The organism is Oceanobacillus jeddahensis (assembly GCF_000750635.1).
Classification (GTDB): Bacteria; Bacillota; Bacilli; order Bacillales; family Amphibacillaceae; genus Oceanobacillus; species Oceanobacillus jeddahense.
Genome location: NZ_CCDM010000001.1, coordinates 1,382,610 through 1,400,143, shown reverse-complemented (window position 1 = coordinate 1,400,143; position 17,534 = coordinate 1,382,610). Strand labels below are relative to the sequence as shown.

Here is a 17,534-nt window from a genome sequence, read left to right as displayed (position 1 = left end):
TTTATTCCGGGCAGACAACTTTTAAGTGTCATCAAATGTTGAGCTCATACAATAAATAAATGTATATTTTATTAACCCCAAATAAAAAGACCATCTCAAATGATGATCTTTTATTTACTATTTATTTTTCTTTCATCGTGACACCTTCTGAGCCGCCTACGATTACCGAATCAGCCATATCAATAAACAAGCCTGTTTCAATGACGCCTACGATTTTCTGTAATTTCTGATCTAAATCAACAGGATCTTCTATTTTTTCAAACGGACAGTCCACAATATAATTTCCGTTATCTGTTATAAGCGGCTCTCCATCCTTCAACCGAAGCACTGGCACACAGCCCAGCTTTTCTATCTCATAAGCTGTACGCTCCCACGCAAATGGAAGAATTTCTACCGGCAACGCATAAGCTCCCAGCTGCTTGACCATTTTGGACGCATCGACGATAATAATTAATTTTTCAGCAGCCTGCGCAATGATTTTTTCTCTAAATAAAGCTGCACCGCCGCCTTTGATTAATTGAAAGTTCGGATCTACCTCGTCTGAACCGTCAATCGTTACATCCAACTCTTTCGTTGTCGCGAAGTCTGTGAGAGGAACGCCGAATTCATTTGCCCACTCCCCTGTTTGGATCGAGGACGGAATTCCTTCTATATGTATCCCTTCCTGCTTCATTCTTTCCCCTAAAGCACGAACGAGCCAATATACCGTTGACCCTGAACCTAGTCCTACTTTCATTCCGTCCTGAACCAATGATGCTGCTTTTTCACCAACTGCTTTTTTTAATTGATCTTGCGTATTCATTATGCCTGCCTCCTGAATGAAGTTTTTTAATATCAAGGTTGTTCATTTTGTGGATCTTACGTAACAGCTTAAGAAATTTGCATTATGTATCCGTATCCATTATAGCGCAAATGGGAGGTTTTATAAATGGTCAAATGTGTGAATTCTAAGTAAGGACCAGTATCCATCGTTAGCTAACTAAAAAGCATTATTAGGATATTATCAACTATACAGGAAACACTTGCTTCTCAAGCAGGTCGATGAGTTTTAAATCATAGATGGAGTAAAACGATATTTAAAATAGATAAAACACGGGGCTCCCCTTGTTTTAAGAGCGTTTAAAAGGATAAAATTCAGTCCTTTTCGAGCAATAAAAAAGAATGCCTATTAAGACATTCTTTTTTCATTATTGCTTATTATGGAAGAACTGGATCTTCCTGCGTAACGCCTACTTCATGCCAGTCTGTCCATCCTATAATCACTGAGTAATCTGTTACACGCTCATTGACTGCCTCAAGTGAAAGACGATACAGTGTAGGGAATACCGGAATATCCTCCACCATTAATTCTTGCCATTCATCATATACTGCTTGACGGTGTTCAAGATCAAATGATTCTTCTGAGTTACCCTCAGCAATCAAACGATCATTTTCTTCACTTTGATAACGCGGATAGTTAAAAGGTGCTTCTGGACCATATAGACCAGATGGATCAACATCTGATCCAGTACCCCATATACCTTGATAGATATCAATATCCGGATCATCTTCTTCAACGCGATCATAGAAAGCATTCGCCTCATGTAAACGACCTTCCAGTTTCTCTACATTCAAGCCTACTTGCTCCCAAGACTGAATATAGTAATCTACAATTGGCTCAGCCGTATCTCCGCCTTCCATGGAAGCGAAATTAATGACAAGCTCTTCTCCATCTGGCGTTTCACGCATACCATCGCCATCTACATCTTCATAACCAGCTTCATCTAAAATTTGATTTGCCATATCTTGATCAAACGTAGGCGTTTCTATTTCTTCATTATGATAATTTGGTTTTGTAGGATCGATTAATGTTGTTGCAGGCCAACTCAAGCCATCAAAGAAATTCTCTGCTACTGCTTCATTGTCTACTGCGTACCACATCGCTCTTCTAAGCTCTACATCAGCCATTTTTTTATCTGGATCCATTTCAACTTGACCTTCATCTGCATTCCATTCACCTAATTTAAAGCCGATATACGTATACGCATTATCATAGTTTGCCAAAACTTCCACATTTGTTAGGGAGTCTACAGCTTCTGCATATTGATCTCTCGGAAAATCTACAATATCAACTTCTCCTGATTCAATTGCTTGAACTGCTGTTTGTGGACTAACAGTTTTTAATGTAAGTCCGTCTAATTTTGGAGCACCCTTCCAATAGTCTTCATTTGCTGTAAAAGTTACAGATTCTCCTGGAACAACCGTTTCTACGATAAATGGTCCCATACCAATTGGGTTTTCACGAATTTCAGGGGATTCTTCCATTTCGTCCATTGGAATATCTTCAAAAATATGCTTTGGCATCGCATATGTCCAAATAGCACCGGCTAATAAGGACGGCCATGCTTCTTTATACGTAATTTCTAATGTTTTATCATCAATAACCTCTATACCAGAAATCGTATCTGCATCTCCAGAATGATATTCATCCATCCCTTCAATGTTACGGAAACCTGCATCATAACGGATACCTGTATAATCTGGGTGACCAATTACTTCATAAGAAAACAACCAATCTTCAGCTGTTACCGGTTCTCCGTCATGCCAATTTACTTCATCACGAATGGTAAATGTAAATGTTTTATCATCATCACTTACTTCAAAAGTGGCAGCACCATCTTGGGTATACTCCCAGTTTTCATCATAACTTAACAATGATTCATCAAAGAATTGAATAACATCTGCATCAGAGCTGATAGAGTAGAAATTATAGTTTAAAACGCCTTCAAATACCGTAGAGGATAATAAACCATAATTTAGTGTACCTCCATCAATAGGTTCCCCTGCATTTTCTTTAACCTGGTTAAAGTCATCAATAGGTTCACCGTCATCATCATCTTCTTCTGCTCCTTCTTCTGTGCCTTCATCTGATCCGCCATCGCCACCTTCAGCGCTATCATCTGATCCGTTATTACATGCAGCTAACACTAAAAACAACAGTAGCATCATTGCTAGTAATAACTTCGATAAGCTTGCTTTTCTCATACTTGAAACCTCCCCTTTTATTTTGCTTATTATGCCGGTCCATTTTTCCGGCTATCTATACTCCACACCAAATTATTTAAAATAATTGATGAAAGTAACAAAAATAATTACCCTCGTCTTTGACGAGCATCAGCTGCACGTTTTAATGCTTCTCCAACATTCCGGACAGCTAACATCAATAATAAAATCAATACTGCCGGCGGAACCCAAATCCACCATCTAAACTCTAATGTCTGCGGGTTTGTTGCGTAGGAAATTAATGTTCCCAAGCTTGGTGTACTCTCTGGTAATCCAAATCCTAAAAAGGATAATCCAGACTCTAGTCCAATATTTGCTGCCAAATTCAGTGTCATTGTAACAATGATCAAAGATATAATATTGGGCATGATCTGTTTAAATATAATACTGAAATGGGATGTCCCCAATGTTTTAGATGCCTGTGCATAATCCAGTTCACTTTCCTGTAAAGCTTTGGAGCGGATTAACCTGGCAATGCCCATCCAGGAAAAAGTGGACATAATTAATGAAAATGTTAATGTACTATAGTTTGGAACAATCACCACAAAAACAATAATAATAAATAAGAATGGTAATACATTCATAAAATCAAGAATACGCATCATTACATTATCCACTTGCCCTCCAAAATATCCGGATACCAGACCATAAGCAATTCCGAAAACACCACTGAGTACTGTAACTAAAATACCAATGGTTAATGAATTTCTAGTCCCAATAATCAATTGACCAAATACATCTCGTCCACCATAGTCTGTTCCTAAGATGAAATCTCCGCCAGGTGGCTCATGAATGGCAAATAAATCAACTAAAACAATCTGGTCCTGATCCAAAAATATAGACAGACCGTATACAAATAATGAAATAAGAACTAAAAATAGTAATGAAACAAGTGCCAGTTTATCCCGGTATAATTCTTTTAATAATATACTTACAGCTGAAGGCGTTTTGGCTTGTTCCAAAACCTTCACGTCAGTTGTTTCCATCTGTAATCACCTCAAAGTTATCAAGATTCTACTTAATACGAATTCGCGGATCGACAATACTTAAAATAATATCTGATAATAAAGCTCCCATGATTTGAGCAAAACCAAACAATAGTACAAGCGAGTTCGCAACACTGAAATCCCGCTGTGTAATAGATTCTAAGAATAGAAGCCCCATACCCGGGTAGCCATATATCTGTTCCACAAATACCGTTCCGGTGATCAAGGTTGTAATTTCCCAGCCAAAAAATGCAGCAATCGGCAATAAGGAGTTTCTAAAAATATGTTTATTATATACTCTTTGCTCTCCTGCACCTTTTGCACGGGCCGTAATAATAAAATCTTTTTGTTTTGTATCAATAATTTCACTCCGTAAATATTGAACGGTTGAAACTACCTGAATTAAAGCCATAGATATTCCCGGTAAGAGTGCGTGATACACTTTGCTTAACCAATAGCCTGTCGTTCCTGGCTCTGACCCCGGCGACACACTTCCACTTGTTGGGAACCAGCCGAGATTATAACCAAACACCCATAACATCACTAAAGCAAAAATAAATAAAGGCGTAGCAAAGCCGATATAGGTATAGCCAGTAATCGCCTGATCAAGCGGCGAATCATTAAAACGTCCACTAAGCAGTCCTAAAGGAAGTGCAATTAAATATGTAAAGATAAGGGTAACAACGGATAGGAGGACTGTATTTACCATACGTTGACCAATTAAATCTGTCACGGGCATTTTAAATCGGAATGATTGGCCAAGATCACCTTGAAGAATACCGCCAGCCCAATCTACATACTGTACGTACCATGGGTTATTTAGACCTAGTCTTTCCCGCTGTTGTTCAATAGCAGCCGGGTCAATACTTGGATCGATTAATCCTGATAAAGCATCTCCAGGCATCATCTGAGCTAAGATAAAAACGATAATACTTAAAATAATCAATTGCGGAATCGTAATCAATAATCTTCTGACTGTAAATTTCCACATATATTCATCAACCTTTCTGCGGTAGAGCAACACGGTGTGTGTCTGAAATAGATTGCAGCTGGAAAGCTAACCCGTCCTGATCAAAAAAGTCATTATAGGATTGCGTATACTCTTCCAGAACCTTTTGCCGATAATGAAATTGCTCTTCACGATTTTTGGGATCAATATCTGGAATTGCAGCAATTAAGCGTTTTGTATAAATATGCTGTGGATTTTCAAAAATATCTGCAGTACTTCCCTGCTCCACATATCTGCCTTTATACATAATCGAAATATTGTCACACATATGCTTTACAATTCCTAAATCATGGCTGATAAATAAATACGTCAGGTTGAGTTCACTTTGAATTTCCTTTAAGAAATTCAACACCTGAGCTTGCACAGATACGTCTAAAGCAGATACAGGTTCATCTGCAATAATCAGCTTTGGTTTTAACGCAATCGCTCTGGCAACCCCGATGCGCTGTCTTTGACCGCCAGAAAATTCATGTGGATATTTAAAAATACTGTCAGGGCTTACATTAACGATATCTAAAAGCTCCTGTACACGTATTCTTTCTTCTTTTTTCGATAATTTTTCAAAGTTCCGAAGTGGTTCCGCAACAATATCCAAAACTCTTTTTCTTGGATTTAAGGAAGAATACGGATCTTGAAAAATCATTTGTACGTCTTTTCGGAAATTTTTGTTTTTTGATTTTTTATCAGTAATATCTTTTCCATCAAATAAAATTTGTCCAGAGGTTATATCTTCCAGTCCAATAATCGCCCTTCCTGTGGTTGATTTTCCAGAACCGGACTCACCGACTAAACCATAAGTTTTTCCTTGTTCCATTTCAAAAGTTACCCCGTCAACCGCTTTCACATGATCTACCGTCCGGTTTAAAATCCCGCCCTTGACCGGGAAGTATACTTGTAAGCCTTTCACCTCAAGAAACGCCATTTTCCTGTTCCTCCTTATTATCCGGGAAGTAAAAATGCTGATAACATGTACACCTGACAAAATGCCCAGATTCTACCTCATGTAAGATTGGGTTGTCTTCATGATCAGATACGTCAACCCAAGGGATACGATCTGCAAAACGGCAGCCAGTCCTTGGCAGGTTTTTTAGTGTCGGCACGACCCCTTGAATCACATGAAGCCTGTCCTGTCCTTCTGTCGGTACCGAATTTAATAAGGATCTTGTATATGGGTGCAGTGGATTTGCAAATAACTTCTCTACAGGGGCAATTTCAACAATTTGTCCTGCATACATAACTGCTACACGATCAGCCATTTCCGCGACTACGCCTAAATCATGGGTGATCAAAATAATTCCAGCATGTATCTTGTTTTTCAATTCACGAATTAAATCTAAAATTTGTGCTTGAATTGTCACATCCAAAGCAGTTGTCGGCTCATCAGCAATCAACAGCTGTGGATCATTTGCAATTGCAATTGCAATAATAACCCGTTGTCTCATTCCACCTGATAATTCATGCGGAAATTGCTCATAAACCCGTTCTGGTCTTGGTATGCCGACTAAATTAAGCAGCTCAATCGTACGTTCTTTCCTGCCCTGCTGTCCCAGTTTCTTATTATGCAAAAATAAATTTTCTTCAATTTGTTTGCCAATAGGCATGAGTGGATTTAACGCAGTAAGCGGATCTTGGAAGATCATCGCCATCTCGTCTCCACGTATTTTATTTAATTTTGATTGTAGCATTTCAACAATATTTTGATTATTTAACGAGATTTCTCCTTCTATTTTCGCACGGGTGTGTAAACGCATGACAGAAAACGCTAAAGCACTTTTTCCCGAACCAGACTCTCCAACAATTCCCAATACTTCATTTTTATTTAAAGTAAGTGTTACATCATCCACTGCTGCGTAATACTCATCTCCAATGCGAAAAGATGTTTTAAGGTTTTTTATCTTTAAAAGTTCATTACTCAACCTATATCCCCCTTACTCAAATTGTTTTCTCTATGTTGTACGTTTATCACAGCTTTAACTTTCAGCACCATCTCCTTTGTCATCTGAATATTCAGATGACAAAAATTTGAGTAATTTCTGAATAAAAAAATGCATGAACGGTCATTCATTTTAACTATTACATAAATTATTAAGTGCCCGCACAAACATTATTCAATCTAAGCTCAGCTCATCTACTAAATTATATCTGCACTAATGCTTTTTTATAGCAATCATCTATGATATAAATTTAGTGCATCGATTAAGCGATTTTCTCTATCCTGTAAAGCAATATGTAGTATGTTAAAAGTATAATTGTTGTAATTTTTCTGAAAATTGTCTGTAAATAAATAATGAGATTTATCGCTTTAATGTAGTAAAATCTATTCTATTTTCTATATTCTTTAGCTCTGCTAAAATATTGCATTTTCATTTCAAAAATTTGACTACGAAAACTTATCGTAAACAAATCTTAATATACTTCGAAATTATAGTTTATAACTCGCTTAAAATCAATAGATTTTCAGAAAAAATAATATTACTAATTATATACATTTTTTCTTTACATCACCAAAAACCTTTAAAACCAAGGGGTTATTCCAATAATTTACTACAAAAATTTTTAAAATCTTTTTCATTTTTTTCCTCTTTTAATGTGTCGTTTTATCAAATAAATTAGCTATACATTACTATAAATGGAATTTATTAACAATCAAAGAAGGAAAATATTCTTTCAAATTAGGATAAAAATGGTTAATTTGATTCGTATAATTAATATATTTCTTTTATATTTATTCTTTGATGATAAAAAATCTTAAAATTAGTGGAGAAGATATACGAAGAAGATTGGGTACCTTTATTTTGTTATACTGATTTTATCTGTTTTCACTATTATATCATTAGCTCGTTCTATTTTTCTTTTCGTTTAAAAATAAATAAAACTTCATTCAATGGGGTCTCCCCCACTAAATGAAGTTTTGTTTTATAAAGCGACATATGATTTTACTTTTTTCGGTTTATACTTTTCGGATAACTCTTGAATTCGCTGCATGTTCCCGATATCGAGGTTACCACCACTCACGATGACTCCGCAATGTCTAGAACGAAGCTGGTGATGATGTGCGAATAAGGCTGCCAGAGCAGCTGCCCCAGCTCCTTCCATCAATGTTTTATTCCGTTCAAGCATATATATAATCGCTGCAGCAATTTGCTCATCATTTACAGTGACAATATCATCCACATATTCCCGGATGATTGGCAATGTATGTTTTCCAGGCTCCTTTACTGCAATTCCTTCTGCAATGGTGTCTACATGGGTCCATTTTTTCACTTGTTTGGTACGGTAGCTGTCATAAATAGCAGCAGCTCCTTCAGCCTGTACACCAATCACTTTGATGTTGCGATTGATATGTTTGGCAGCAACTGCAATTCCGCTAATTAATCCTCCACCGCCAATTGGTACTAGAATCGTATCAATACGATCTTCCTGACGCAATAATTCCATTGCAATGGTACCCTGTCCAGCCATAATATCATGATCATCAAAAGGATGAATATAGGTTGCACCGGTTTTCAGCTGGTGTTCCAGTGATGCTTGATAAGCTTCTTGAAAGCTTTCCCCTGTCAGAATAACGTCTGCACCATAATTTCTGGTTGCATTGACTTTTGCAAGTGGTGTTCCTTCTGACATAAATATTGTTGCATTCACACCCAATTTGGATGCCGCATGCGCAACTCCTTGCGCATGATTTCCGGCAGATGCGGTAATCACACCACTCTCCAGCTCTTCATCCGTCATTTGCATGAGTTTGTAGCTTGCGCCCCGAAACTTAAATGCACCTGTTTTTTGCTGATTTTCCATCTTACAATAGACATGTTTTCCTACGATTTCATCCGTTGTATGTGACGTTAACAGCGGTGTTTGATGAACAATTGGCTTTAATTTCTTCCATGCTTGATATACTTTTTCACCAGTTAAGCGATCCCCAAGTGAATCCACACTCCTTCAGTCCTCTTTTTCATTATAGTTTTCTATTTATCTCTCTATTTTCTCATAATTTAAGCTGCTTATCATCTTTAAGCACGTTTTTCTTCAAATGCCTGAATCGCATCTTCTTCCAGCAATGTCAAAGCAATATCATCCCAGCCGTTAAGAAGTTTTTCCTTATGATAAGCTGGAATATCAAATGAAACAACGGTACCATCTGCATCTGTAATTTTCTGCTTTTCTAAATCAACATCCAGGGTTAATCCGTCTTCCGCTTTTTTCATCCACTGCTGGACCTGCTCTTCATTCATCTTTATTACTAATATGCCGTTTTTCAACGAATTATTATAAAAAATATCAGCGAAGTCTGGGGCAATGATAACTTTAAACCCGTAATCTTCCAATGCCCATGGCGCATGCTCACGGGATGATCCACAGCCGAAGTTATCACCTGCTAATAAGACCGTAGCATTTTCATATTTGGGCTGATTTAAAACAAAGTCATCTCGTAAATTTCCATCATCGTCAAAACGCCAATGGAAAAATAGAAATTCACCAAACCCGGTACGTTCAATCCGTTTTAAAAATTGTTTCGGAATAATCTGATCTGTGTCCACGTTACTTCGATTCAATGGAGCAGCAATTCCTTTATGCTCTTTAAAAGCTTCCATCCCAAATTCCTCCTAGCTTAGCTTGGTACTCCGACAAATTGTCTCACATCAACAAAACGTCCTTCAATTGCCGCTGCTGCTGCCATTTCCGGACTTACCAGATGCGTACGTGCGCCATTTCCCTGTCTTCCTTCAAAGTTCCGGTTGGACGTCGATGCACATCTGCCGCCAGCAGGAACAATATCGTCATTCATTCCCAGACACATACTGCAACCTGAATTTCTCCACTCAAACCCGGCATCTTTAAAAATCTTATCCAGACCAATTTCCTCGGCCTGCTGTTTTACTAAGAACGATCCAGGGACTACCATCGCTTTAATCCCATCTTTTACTTTTTTGCCTTCTACAATTTTCGACGCTTTTTTCAGGTCTCCCAAGCGGGAATTTGTACAAGAACCAATAAACACGTGGTCAATCTCGATGGAGGTGATCGGCTGATTTTCTTCCAAATCCATATAAGTCAATGCACGTTCCACTTCATCAGGAAATTCCGCATCTGCAATCGTTGGTGTCGCAGCATTCACGGGTACAACCATACCTGGATTCGTCCCCCAACTTACTTGCGGCTCAATTTCCTCTGCATAGATGGTCACTGTATGATCATATTCTGCACCTTCATCAGTTGCTAAAGCTAACCATTCTTCTGCTAAAGCATCAAAAGCTTCTCCTTCTGGAACCATTTCCCGGCCACGCAGGAATTCTACAGTTGTTTCATCTGGACTGATTAGACCGGCACGTGCTCCAGCTTCAATGGACATATTGCAAATCGTCATTCTTTCTTCCATGGTTAATTTACGAATGGCTTCTCCCGTATATTCCATTACGTACCCTGTACCAAAACGAACACCAAACTTTGCAATAATCGCAAGGATTAAATCTTTTGCTGTAACACCCACACCTAAATCTCCAACAACTTGCACATTCAATGTTTTCGGTTTATCCTGCCAGATGGTCTGTGTTGCCAGAACGTGCTCTACTTCACTCGTTCCAATTCCAAACGCAAATGCTCCAAATGCTCCATGTGTTGATGTGTGGCTATCCCCACAAACAATGGTTTTCCCCGGCTGGGTTAAACCTAATTGTGGCCCGATAACATGCACAATTCCCTGGTCGGGGTGATACATATCAGCCAGCTTCACACCAAAATCTGCACAATTCTTCTTTAGAGCTTCCATTTGTTTTTTGGAAATTTCGTCTTTCATATTTTCCCTGTTAATGGTAGGAACATTATGATCCATTGTAGCAAAGGTTAAATCAGGACGTCTTACTTTTCGCCCGTTCAATCTTAAACCTTCAAACGCCTGCGGAGACGTTACCTCATGGACAAGATGCTGATCAATATATAAAAGAGCCGGCTTTCCTTCCTCTTCTTTTACAACATGCTTATTCCAAATTTTTTCAAATGCTGTCAAAGCCTTTCCCAATTTCTACACCTCCGAAACGATATATAGTGTCCTTTTAAGATTTGAACTTCCTTATACATAAGAACTACAAATGGAATCAGAAATACACTTTGTCGTTATATTCTCAATAATCGCCTCTGTTATTTCTTCTGTATTCATTTGTTTGCCATTTTTTACATTTAAATCTGATGTGTGATAACCTTGCTCCAAGCAGTCCATTACAGCTGCTTCGATTGCTTTTGCTTCTTCTTGCATCCCAAGAGAATATTCCAGCATTAATGCCGTTGAAAGAATCATACCAATTGGGTTTGCGATTCCTTTTCCTGCAATATCAGGTGCCGAACCATGGACCGGCTCATACATCCCTAAACCATCTGTACGGACACTTGCTGACGGGAGCATCCCCAGGGATCCGGTTAACACAGAAGCTTCGTCACTCAAAATATCACCGAATAAATTCTCTGTTACTACCACATCAAAACTGCTTGGATTTGTAATTAATTTCATCGCAGCTGCGTCTACCAGCAAATGCTCTACCTCAACATCTGGATAATCTGCTGCTTTCTCATTCACGATTTCTCTCCAAACACGGCTGGATTCTAATACATTTGCTTTATCCACAGAAGTTAAATGTTTATTGCGGATTTGGGCAGATTCGAACCCTTTTTCTACGATTCTTTCAATCTCATGTCTGGAATAAGCAAGTGTATCTACCACTTCTTCCCCGTTATTTCTGCGTTCACTAGGTTCACCAAAGTACAAACCACCTGTTAGTTCACGAACAATCATCATATCCGAGTCTTTGACAATCTCTTCTTTTAAAGGAGAAGCATGTAACAATGTCGGGAATGTTTTGACAGGACGAAGGTTAGCAAATAATCCTAAACCTTTACGAATTCCCAGTAATCCTTTTTCCGGTCTGAATTCCGGGAGCTGATTATCCCATTTAGGACCTCCCACTGACCCGAGCAATACGGCATCTGCTTCGTTACATGCATGAAGTGTATCATCCGGCAATGGCACACCATAACGGTCAAGAGCATCTCCGCCAATTGCACACTCCTGGAGAATAAACCGATGATGATATTCACTTTCAATTGCAGCGAGTACTTTCTTTGCTGACTCCATAATTTCTTTACCAATTCCATCTCCAGGTAACAGAACAATTTTCTTTTCCATTATTATTTCTCCTCTTCTTCATTACTCGTGAACGAGTTGTTTGATAGTTGCATTCTTTTGAACATAGTAACGGTTCACTGCTTGAACAAATGCATTTGCTGAAGCCTGTAGAACGTCTTGTGCAGTTCCACGGCCATTATTGATTTGTTCATTGATATTAATTTGAACATGTGCTTCCGCTAACGCATCTTTCCCTCCGCCAACGGAGTTTAACTGATAATCTATCAATGTAATTTCTTCAGCTATTAACGAATTAATTGTTTTATATAAGGCTTCTACACTTCCGCTTCCTTGCTCTGTTGCTTCTACATGTACCCCATTCGGAGCTTTTAAAACAACGGTTGCAGATGGAGTATCTTTTGTATCATAGGATACGCCGAATTGAATCAATTCATATTTATCAATGCTGGAGGAATCTGTTTTGATTTCCATTACAATGGCATAGATATCATCATCGGTCACTTCTTTTTTATGATCCGTCAGCTGTTTAAACTGCTCAAAAGCTGTTTTCAACTCTGCGTCTGTCAATTCAATTCCGAATTCATTTACTTTATCTTTAAATGCATGTCTTCCGGAATGCTTGCCGAGGAATAACGTGTTTGGCGTAACACCAACCAATGCTGGTGTAATAATCTCATAGGTCTCTGCATTTTTCAGCACACCATCTTGATGAATACCTGATTCGTGAGAGAATGCATTTCTACCTACAATCGCTTTATTTGCCTGCACATACATTCCTGTTAATTTTGCTACAAGATCACTTGTGCGTTTCGTTTCATCAAATTTCAAGCTGGACGTATAGGAAAAATAGTCAGATCGTACATGTAATGCTAAGGCAACTTCTTCTAAAGCAACATTTCCTGCCCGCTCCCCAATTCCATTAATAGCGCCTTCCACTTGTGTCACACCATTTTGAATCGCAGCGAGAGTATTCGCTGTTGCCAATCCCAGGTCATTATGACAGTGACAGGATAATTCTACTTTATCGATGTTTGGTACATGCTCCTTCATATAACGAAACATATTTCCATAATCCTCTGGGGTTGCATATCCAACAGTGTCTGGCAAGTTTATAACGGTTGCTCCTGCATCGATTACTTTTTCTATAATCTCTGCTAAAAAGGCTTTGTCGGAACGTGTCGCATCCTCTGCAGACCATTCGACATGATCGAATTTTTCCTTTGCATAACGAACCATGCTGACAGCTGTTTCGACAACTTCCGCAGGTGTCTTTTTTAATTTATATTCCATATGAATAGGAGAGGTGGCAAGAAATACGTGGATAGCTGGTTTTGCAGCATCTTTGACCGCATCATACACTGCATCAATATCTGATTTAATCGTACGGGCCAAACCAAGAACAGTGGATTGCTTTATATTTTGTGCAATCGCTTGGACAGCTTCAAAATCGCCTTTGGAGGAGGCTGGAAATCCAGCCTCAATCCGATCCATTCCATATCTTTCAAGCTGCTTGGCGATCTGTAATTTTTCTTCTTTATTCAGATTAACTCCTGGCGATTGTTCCCCATCTCTAAGAGTTGTGTCAAAAAACTTAATTTTGGACATTTGCCTTTTCACCTGTTTCAGCGCCATCATTAATTGGTTTTTTAACAAATGGCATTAAAGCACGTAATTCTCTTCCGACAACTTCGATTTGATGTTGATTCTCGCGACGGTTAATTGCGTTAAACTGTGGACGGCCTGTTTGGTTTTCAGAGATCCAGCTTTTCGCAAAAGTACCATTTTGAATATCAGAAAGAATATCTTTCATACGTTCTTTTGTTCCTTCGTCTACAACGCGTGGACCAGATACAAAGTCTCCCCATTGTGCTGTATCAGAGATGGAATAACGCATGTTTTCCAATCCACCTTCATAAAGCAGGTCAACAATCAGTTTTAATTCATGTAAACACTCAAAGTATGCTACTTCTGGTTGATAGCCTGCTTCTGTCAATGTTTCAAAACCGGCTTTTACAAGTGCTGTAGCTCCACCACATAATACAGCTTGCTCTCCAAATAGATCTGTTTCTGTTTCTTCCTGGAAGCTTGTTTCCAATACACCAGCTCTTGCTGCACCAATACCATAAGAGTAAGCAAGTGCTACATCTTTTGCGTTGCCAGTATAATCTTGTTCAATACCATATAATCCAGGTACGCCAGCGCCTTCTTCAAAAGTACGTCGTACCAGATGACCAGGTCCTTTAGGTGCTGCTAAGAAAACATCTACATTAGATGGAGGCACGATTTGTGTAAAATGGATATTAAATCCATGTGCGAATGCTAATGCATTTCCTTCTTGTAAATTATCTTTAATACTTTCTTGATATACTTGCGGTTGTAATTCATCTGGAAGTAATACCATTACTAGATCAGCCTGAGCTGTTGCTTCTGCTACTGAATATACTTCAAAGCCATCTGCTTCCGCTTTTTGCTGTGACTTTCCAGGACGTAAACCAACGACTACATCAAAACCGGAATCTCTTAAGTTCATCGCATGTGCGTGACCTTGGGAACCATATCCAATGATTGCGATTTTTTTATCTCTTAGTACCTCTTTGTTAATATCCTTGTTGTACAATACTTTTGCCATAATGTAATCTCCCTCTCATCTTCGTTTATTTTTATTTTTCACAGGATGTGATGATTTCTACGTTATCCGCAAAGTGTGAATAACGTAGAAGTTTCTTTTTATTATCCATGAGCTGAAATATTGTTCAGCTCACTAAAACCTTGTTCAGGTTGATAACCCCTTGGAAATGCTGTTAATCCAGTTTTTGTTAAGTCTTTAATGCCATAAGGTCTGAGCAGGCCAATCAACGCATCGACCTTCTCCGGCTTGCCGGTAACCTGTATCATCAGACTATCCTTACTAATATCAATGACATCTGCACGGAATGCAGTAATCAATGTCATAATTTCAGCTCTTGTCTGATTGGTTGCTACCACTTTTACTAAAGCGAGCTCCCTGGTCACAATTGCTTTGTCTGTGACATCTAAAACTTTAATCACATCAATTTGTTTATTCAGCTGCTTCGTTAATTGCTCCAGCTTCTGCTTATCAGAAATTTCAACAACAAATGTCATTTTGGAGATACCTTTTACATCTGAAGCGCCGACGGAAATACTTTCAATATTGAACTGGCGCCTGTGAAGCATACCAGTGATTCGATTTAACACGCCGCCGCGATCTTGCACGGTGGCAATGATTATCCGTTTCATTTTGTCACCCCAATCATTTCGTGCATCCCTTTGCCTGGTGCAATCATCGGATATACACATGTCTCTCTGTCGATACGGCAGTCAATAACTACCGGACCATCATGTGAGAAAGCTTCCTCAAGTGCTTCTGGAACATTTTTTTCATCCGATACACGCATTCCTTTAATTCCATAACTTTCCGCCAGTTTCACAAAATCAGGGTTTTCTGAAAATAAGGAGTGCGAATAACGTTCTTCATAAAATGTTTCCTGCCACTGCCTTACCATTCCAAGCGCATCGTTATTTAGAATAACAACTTTTACTGGCAGGTTTTGCGTTTTCAGGATAGACAGCTCTTGCAATGTCATTTGAAAACCGCCATCTCCTACAACAGATATAACTAATTCATTTGGCTTGGCGATTTGTGCACCAATTGCCGCCGGGAAACCAAAGCCCATCGTGCCCAGTCCTCCGGAAGTCACCCATTTATTCGGGTTTTTAAAAGTGTAGAATTGTGCTGCCCACATTTGATGCTGTCCAACGTCCGTTGTTACAACAGCTTCTCCATTCGATTTTTCATGAATCTGCTCAATCAGCCATTGCGGGCTAATCGGATCATCTCCACGGTTATACCAAAGTGGATACTCTTTTTGGTTCTTCTTAATTTTATCTAACCATTCCGTATAATCGCCACGATTCACTTCCTCCTGCAGCAGTACGTTTAGTGCCTGCTTTGCATCTGCTACAATCGGAATGGCTGTTTCTACGTTCTTGCCTATTTCAGCTGGATCAATATCGATATGAGCTACTTTGGCATTTGGAGCAAAGTGTTGTAAGTTTCCAGTTAAACGGTCATCAAACCGTGCTCCAATATTGATAAGCAAATCACTTTCATAAATAGCTCTATTTGCTGCGTAAGTGCCGTGCATTCCACCCATACCAAGGGCTAAATTATCATCACCAGGATAGCTTCCAAGTCCCAGTAATGTTGTTACAACTGGAATCTCCCACTGATTAACGAATTGCTTCAATTCTTCTGTTGCTTCTGCGAACAGGATACCTGCTCCAGCAAGTATAACCGGCTTTTCCGCTTTACTCAGCTCATCGGTTACTTTTGAGATTTGCATCGGGTTTGGATAAACCGTCGGCTGATACCCCGGTAAATAAAAATCATCCTCGTAGTCATTAATCGTTATTGTTTCAGAAATACTTTTTGGAATGTCAATAACTACCGGTCCCGGTCTTCCTGTCGTCGCAACGTGAAATGCCTCATTTACAATTCTCGGTAAATCCGCAATATCATTTACTTGATAATTATATTTCGTAACCGGTGTTGTAATTCCCATCACATCAGCTTCCTGAAATGCATCTGTTCCAATAACCTGCTTAGCAACCTGCCCTGTAAATACGACTAACGGAATCGAATCCATCATGGCATCTGTAATCCCTGTAATTAAGTTCGTTGCTCCTGGACCTGAAGTAGCGATAACAACACCTGGTTTCCCTGAAACTCTTGCATATCCTTCCGCTGCATGTATGGAGCCCTGCTCATGTCGCGAAAGTACATGCTTAAAGTTTGTGTCGTTGCGATGCAGTGCGTCATAAATTGGTAAAACAGCACCCCCCGGGTAACCAAATACAACTTCAACACTTGCTTTTTCCAATGCCTGAACCAACAAATCAGATCCTGTGACCAAATTACTCTTCACTTCCACCTCTTGTTTTGCATTAACTTTCACAACAATGCCCCTCCTTTTTCTTTAGAAAACTTGATCATCACCGTATTATTTCGGTGAATCTCCTGTTGTAATTATGCAAATAGAAAACAGATATTTTTTGCTATTTGCGAAAAAACTGAACCTTTTAACTAAACAAACTATTTTCCATAATATGATTCTGGGTGTTCTCTTATCCTTCTTACAGTCAGAAAATAAAAAAGACCCTCTTCACCCCATGTACATGCTAACTTATCATGTATGGGGCGAAAAGGATCTGCTTTTCACGGTACCACCCAGTTTCACAAAGCTCTTTCAAACTTTGCCTCCATAGCTGCGAGAGCTATATTTGATAACAGGTACACTTTTTTCTATGCACCTGGTCACATATAATTGGAATGTTTCCTTTC

Annotated in this window: 14 protein-coding genes; all 14 read right to left on the bottom strand. The window is 38.9% G+C overall.

Annotation, left to right across the window (positions count from 1 at the left end):
- Positions 1 to 121 precede the first annotated feature (121 nt).
- The 14 genes from rpiA to ilvB all read right to left on the bottom strand — a co-directional run bounded on the left by rpiA (position 122) and on the right by ilvB (position 17,148).
- Positions 122 to 802 (bottom strand): ribose-5-phosphate isomerase RpiA, encoded by a 681-nt coding sequence (gene rpiA / locus BN986_RS06110; RefSeq protein ID WP_040978756.1) that lies wholly within the window; start codon positions 800 to 802, stop codon positions 122 to 124.
- 395 nt (positions 803 to 1,197) lie between these two features.
- The gene (gene opp4A / locus BN986_RS06105) at positions 1,198 to 3,024 is read right to left on the bottom strand and encodes an oligopeptide ABC transporter substrate-binding protein (RefSeq protein ID WP_040978755.1); all 1,827 of its coding nucleotides are present in this window, start codon (positions 3,022 to 3,024) and stop codon (positions 1,198 to 1,200) included.
- Positions 3,025 to 3,131: 107 nt separating this feature from the next.
- A complete protein-coding gene (locus BN986_RS06100) occupies positions 3,132 to 4,028 on the bottom strand; it encodes an ABC transporter permease (RefSeq protein WP_040978754.1) in 897 nt (298 codons plus the stop codon).
- A 28-nt stretch (positions 4,029 to 4,056) separates the two neighbouring features.
- Entirely contained in the window at positions 4,057 to 5,019 is a 963-nt protein-coding gene (gene opp4B / locus BN986_RS06095; RefSeq protein ID WP_040978753.1) for an oligopeptide ABC transporter permease, read from the bottom strand.
- Between the two features lie 7 nt (positions 5,020 to 5,026).
- Positions 5,027 to 5,959 (bottom strand): ABC transporter ATP-binding protein, encoded by a 933-nt coding sequence (locus BN986_RS06090; protein WP_040978752.1) that lies wholly within the window; start codon positions 5,957 to 5,959, stop codon positions 5,027 to 5,029.
- Entirely contained in the window at positions 5,946 to 6,953 is a 1,008-nt protein-coding gene (locus BN986_RS06085) for an ABC transporter ATP-binding protein (RefSeq protein ID WP_040978751.1), read from the bottom strand. The genes BN986_RS06090 and BN986_RS06085 overlap by 14 nt, the downstream gene beginning before the upstream one ends.
- 1,000 nt (positions 6,954 to 7,953) lie before the next feature.
- Positions 7,954 to 8,970 (bottom strand): threonine ammonia-lyase, encoded by a 1,017-nt coding sequence (ilvA, locus tag BN986_RS06080; RefSeq protein WP_052400662.1) that lies wholly within the window; start codon positions 8,968 to 8,970, stop codon positions 7,954 to 7,956.
- 77 nt (positions 8,971 to 9,047) lie between these two features.
- A complete protein-coding gene (gene leuD, locus BN986_RS06075) occupies positions 9,048 to 9,629 on the bottom strand; it encodes a 3-isopropylmalate dehydratase small subunit (RefSeq protein ID WP_040978750.1) in 582 nt (193 codons plus the stop codon).
- Between the two features lie 17 nt (positions 9,630 to 9,646).
- Positions 9,647 to 11,053 (bottom strand): 3-isopropylmalate dehydratase large subunit, encoded by a 1,407-nt coding sequence (gene leuC / locus BN986_RS06070; RefSeq protein WP_040978749.1) that lies wholly within the window; start codon positions 11,051 to 11,053, stop codon positions 9,647 to 9,649.
- A 51-nt stretch (positions 11,054 to 11,104) separates the two neighbouring features.
- Positions 11,105 to 12,211, bottom strand: coding sequence for a 3-isopropylmalate dehydrogenase (gene leuB / locus BN986_RS06065; protein WP_040978748.1), 1,107 nt, complete (start codon positions 12,209 to 12,211; stop codon positions 11,105 to 11,107).
- Between the two features lie 21 nt (positions 12,212 to 12,232).
- On the bottom strand, positions 12,233 to 13,777 hold the full coding sequence (locus tag BN986_RS06060; RefSeq protein ID WP_040978747.1) for a 2-isopropylmalate synthase: 1,545 nt from the start codon (positions 13,775 to 13,777) through the stop codon (positions 12,233 to 12,235).
- Positions 13,764 to 14,801 carry a ketol-acid reductoisomerase gene (gene ilvC, locus BN986_RS06055; RefSeq protein WP_040978746.1) on the bottom strand — a complete coding sequence of 346 codons (1,038 nt, stop codon included), beginning with the start codon at positions 14,799 to 14,801 and terminating at the stop codon, positions 13,764 to 13,766. The genes BN986_RS06060 and ilvC overlap by 14 nt, the downstream gene beginning before the upstream one ends.
- 101 nt (positions 14,802 to 14,902) lie before the next feature.
- The gene (gene ilvN / locus BN986_RS06050; protein ID WP_040978745.1) at positions 14,903 to 15,430 is read right to left on the bottom strand and encodes an acetolactate synthase small subunit; all 528 of its coding nucleotides are present in this window, start codon (positions 15,428 to 15,430) and stop codon (positions 14,903 to 14,905) included.
- Positions 15,427 to 17,148: an acetolactate synthase large subunit gene (gene ilvB / locus BN986_RS06045; protein ID WP_040978744.1), complete on the bottom strand. Its 1,722-nt coding sequence runs from the start codon at positions 17,146 to 17,148 to the stop codon at positions 15,427 to 15,429. Before ilvB ends, ilvN begins: the two co-directional genes overlap by 4 nt.
- Positions 17,149 to 17,534 lie beyond the last annotated feature (386 nt).

What these genes read in the sequence shown, in the direction of transcription:
- leuB (WP_040978748.1), bottom strand. Translation starts at nt 12,211, where the DNA reads ATGGAAAAGAAAATTGTTCTGTTACCTGGAGATGGAATTGGTAAAGAA.
- rpiA (WP_040978756.1), bottom strand. Translation starts at nt 802, where the DNA reads ATGAATACGCAAGATCAATTAAAAAAAGCAGTTGGTGAAAAAGCAGCA.
- opp4B (WP_040978753.1), bottom strand. Translation starts at nt 5,019, where the DNA reads ATGTGGAAATTTACAGTCAGAAGATTATTGATTACGATTCCGCAATTG.
- BN986_RS06090 (WP_040978752.1), bottom strand. Translation starts at nt 5,959, where the DNA reads ATGGCGTTTCTTGAGGTGAAAGGCTTACAAGTATACTTCCCGGTCAAG.
- ilvN (WP_040978745.1), bottom strand. Translation starts at nt 15,430, where the DNA reads ATGAAACGGATAATCATTGCCACCGTGCAAGATCGCGGCGGCGTGTTA.
- ilvC (WP_040978746.1), bottom strand. Translation starts at nt 14,801, where the DNA reads ATGGCAAAAGTATTGTACAACAAGGATATTAACAAAGAGGTACTAAGA.
- BN986_RS06060 (WP_040978747.1), bottom strand. Translation starts at nt 13,777, where the DNA reads ATGTCCAAAATTAAGTTTTTTGACACAACTCTTAGAGATGGGGAACAA.
- BN986_RS06100 (WP_040978754.1), bottom strand. Translation starts at nt 4,028, where the DNA reads ATGGAAACAACTGACGTGAAGGTTTTGGAACAAGCCAAAACGCCTTCA.
- opp4A (WP_040978755.1), bottom strand. Translation starts at nt 3,024, where the DNA reads ATGAGAAAAGCAAGCTTATCGAAGTTATTACTAGCAATGATGCTACTG.
- leuD (WP_040978750.1), bottom strand. Translation starts at nt 9,629, where the DNA reads ATGGAAGCTTTTAAAGAGCATAAAGGAATTGCTGCTCCATTGAATCGA.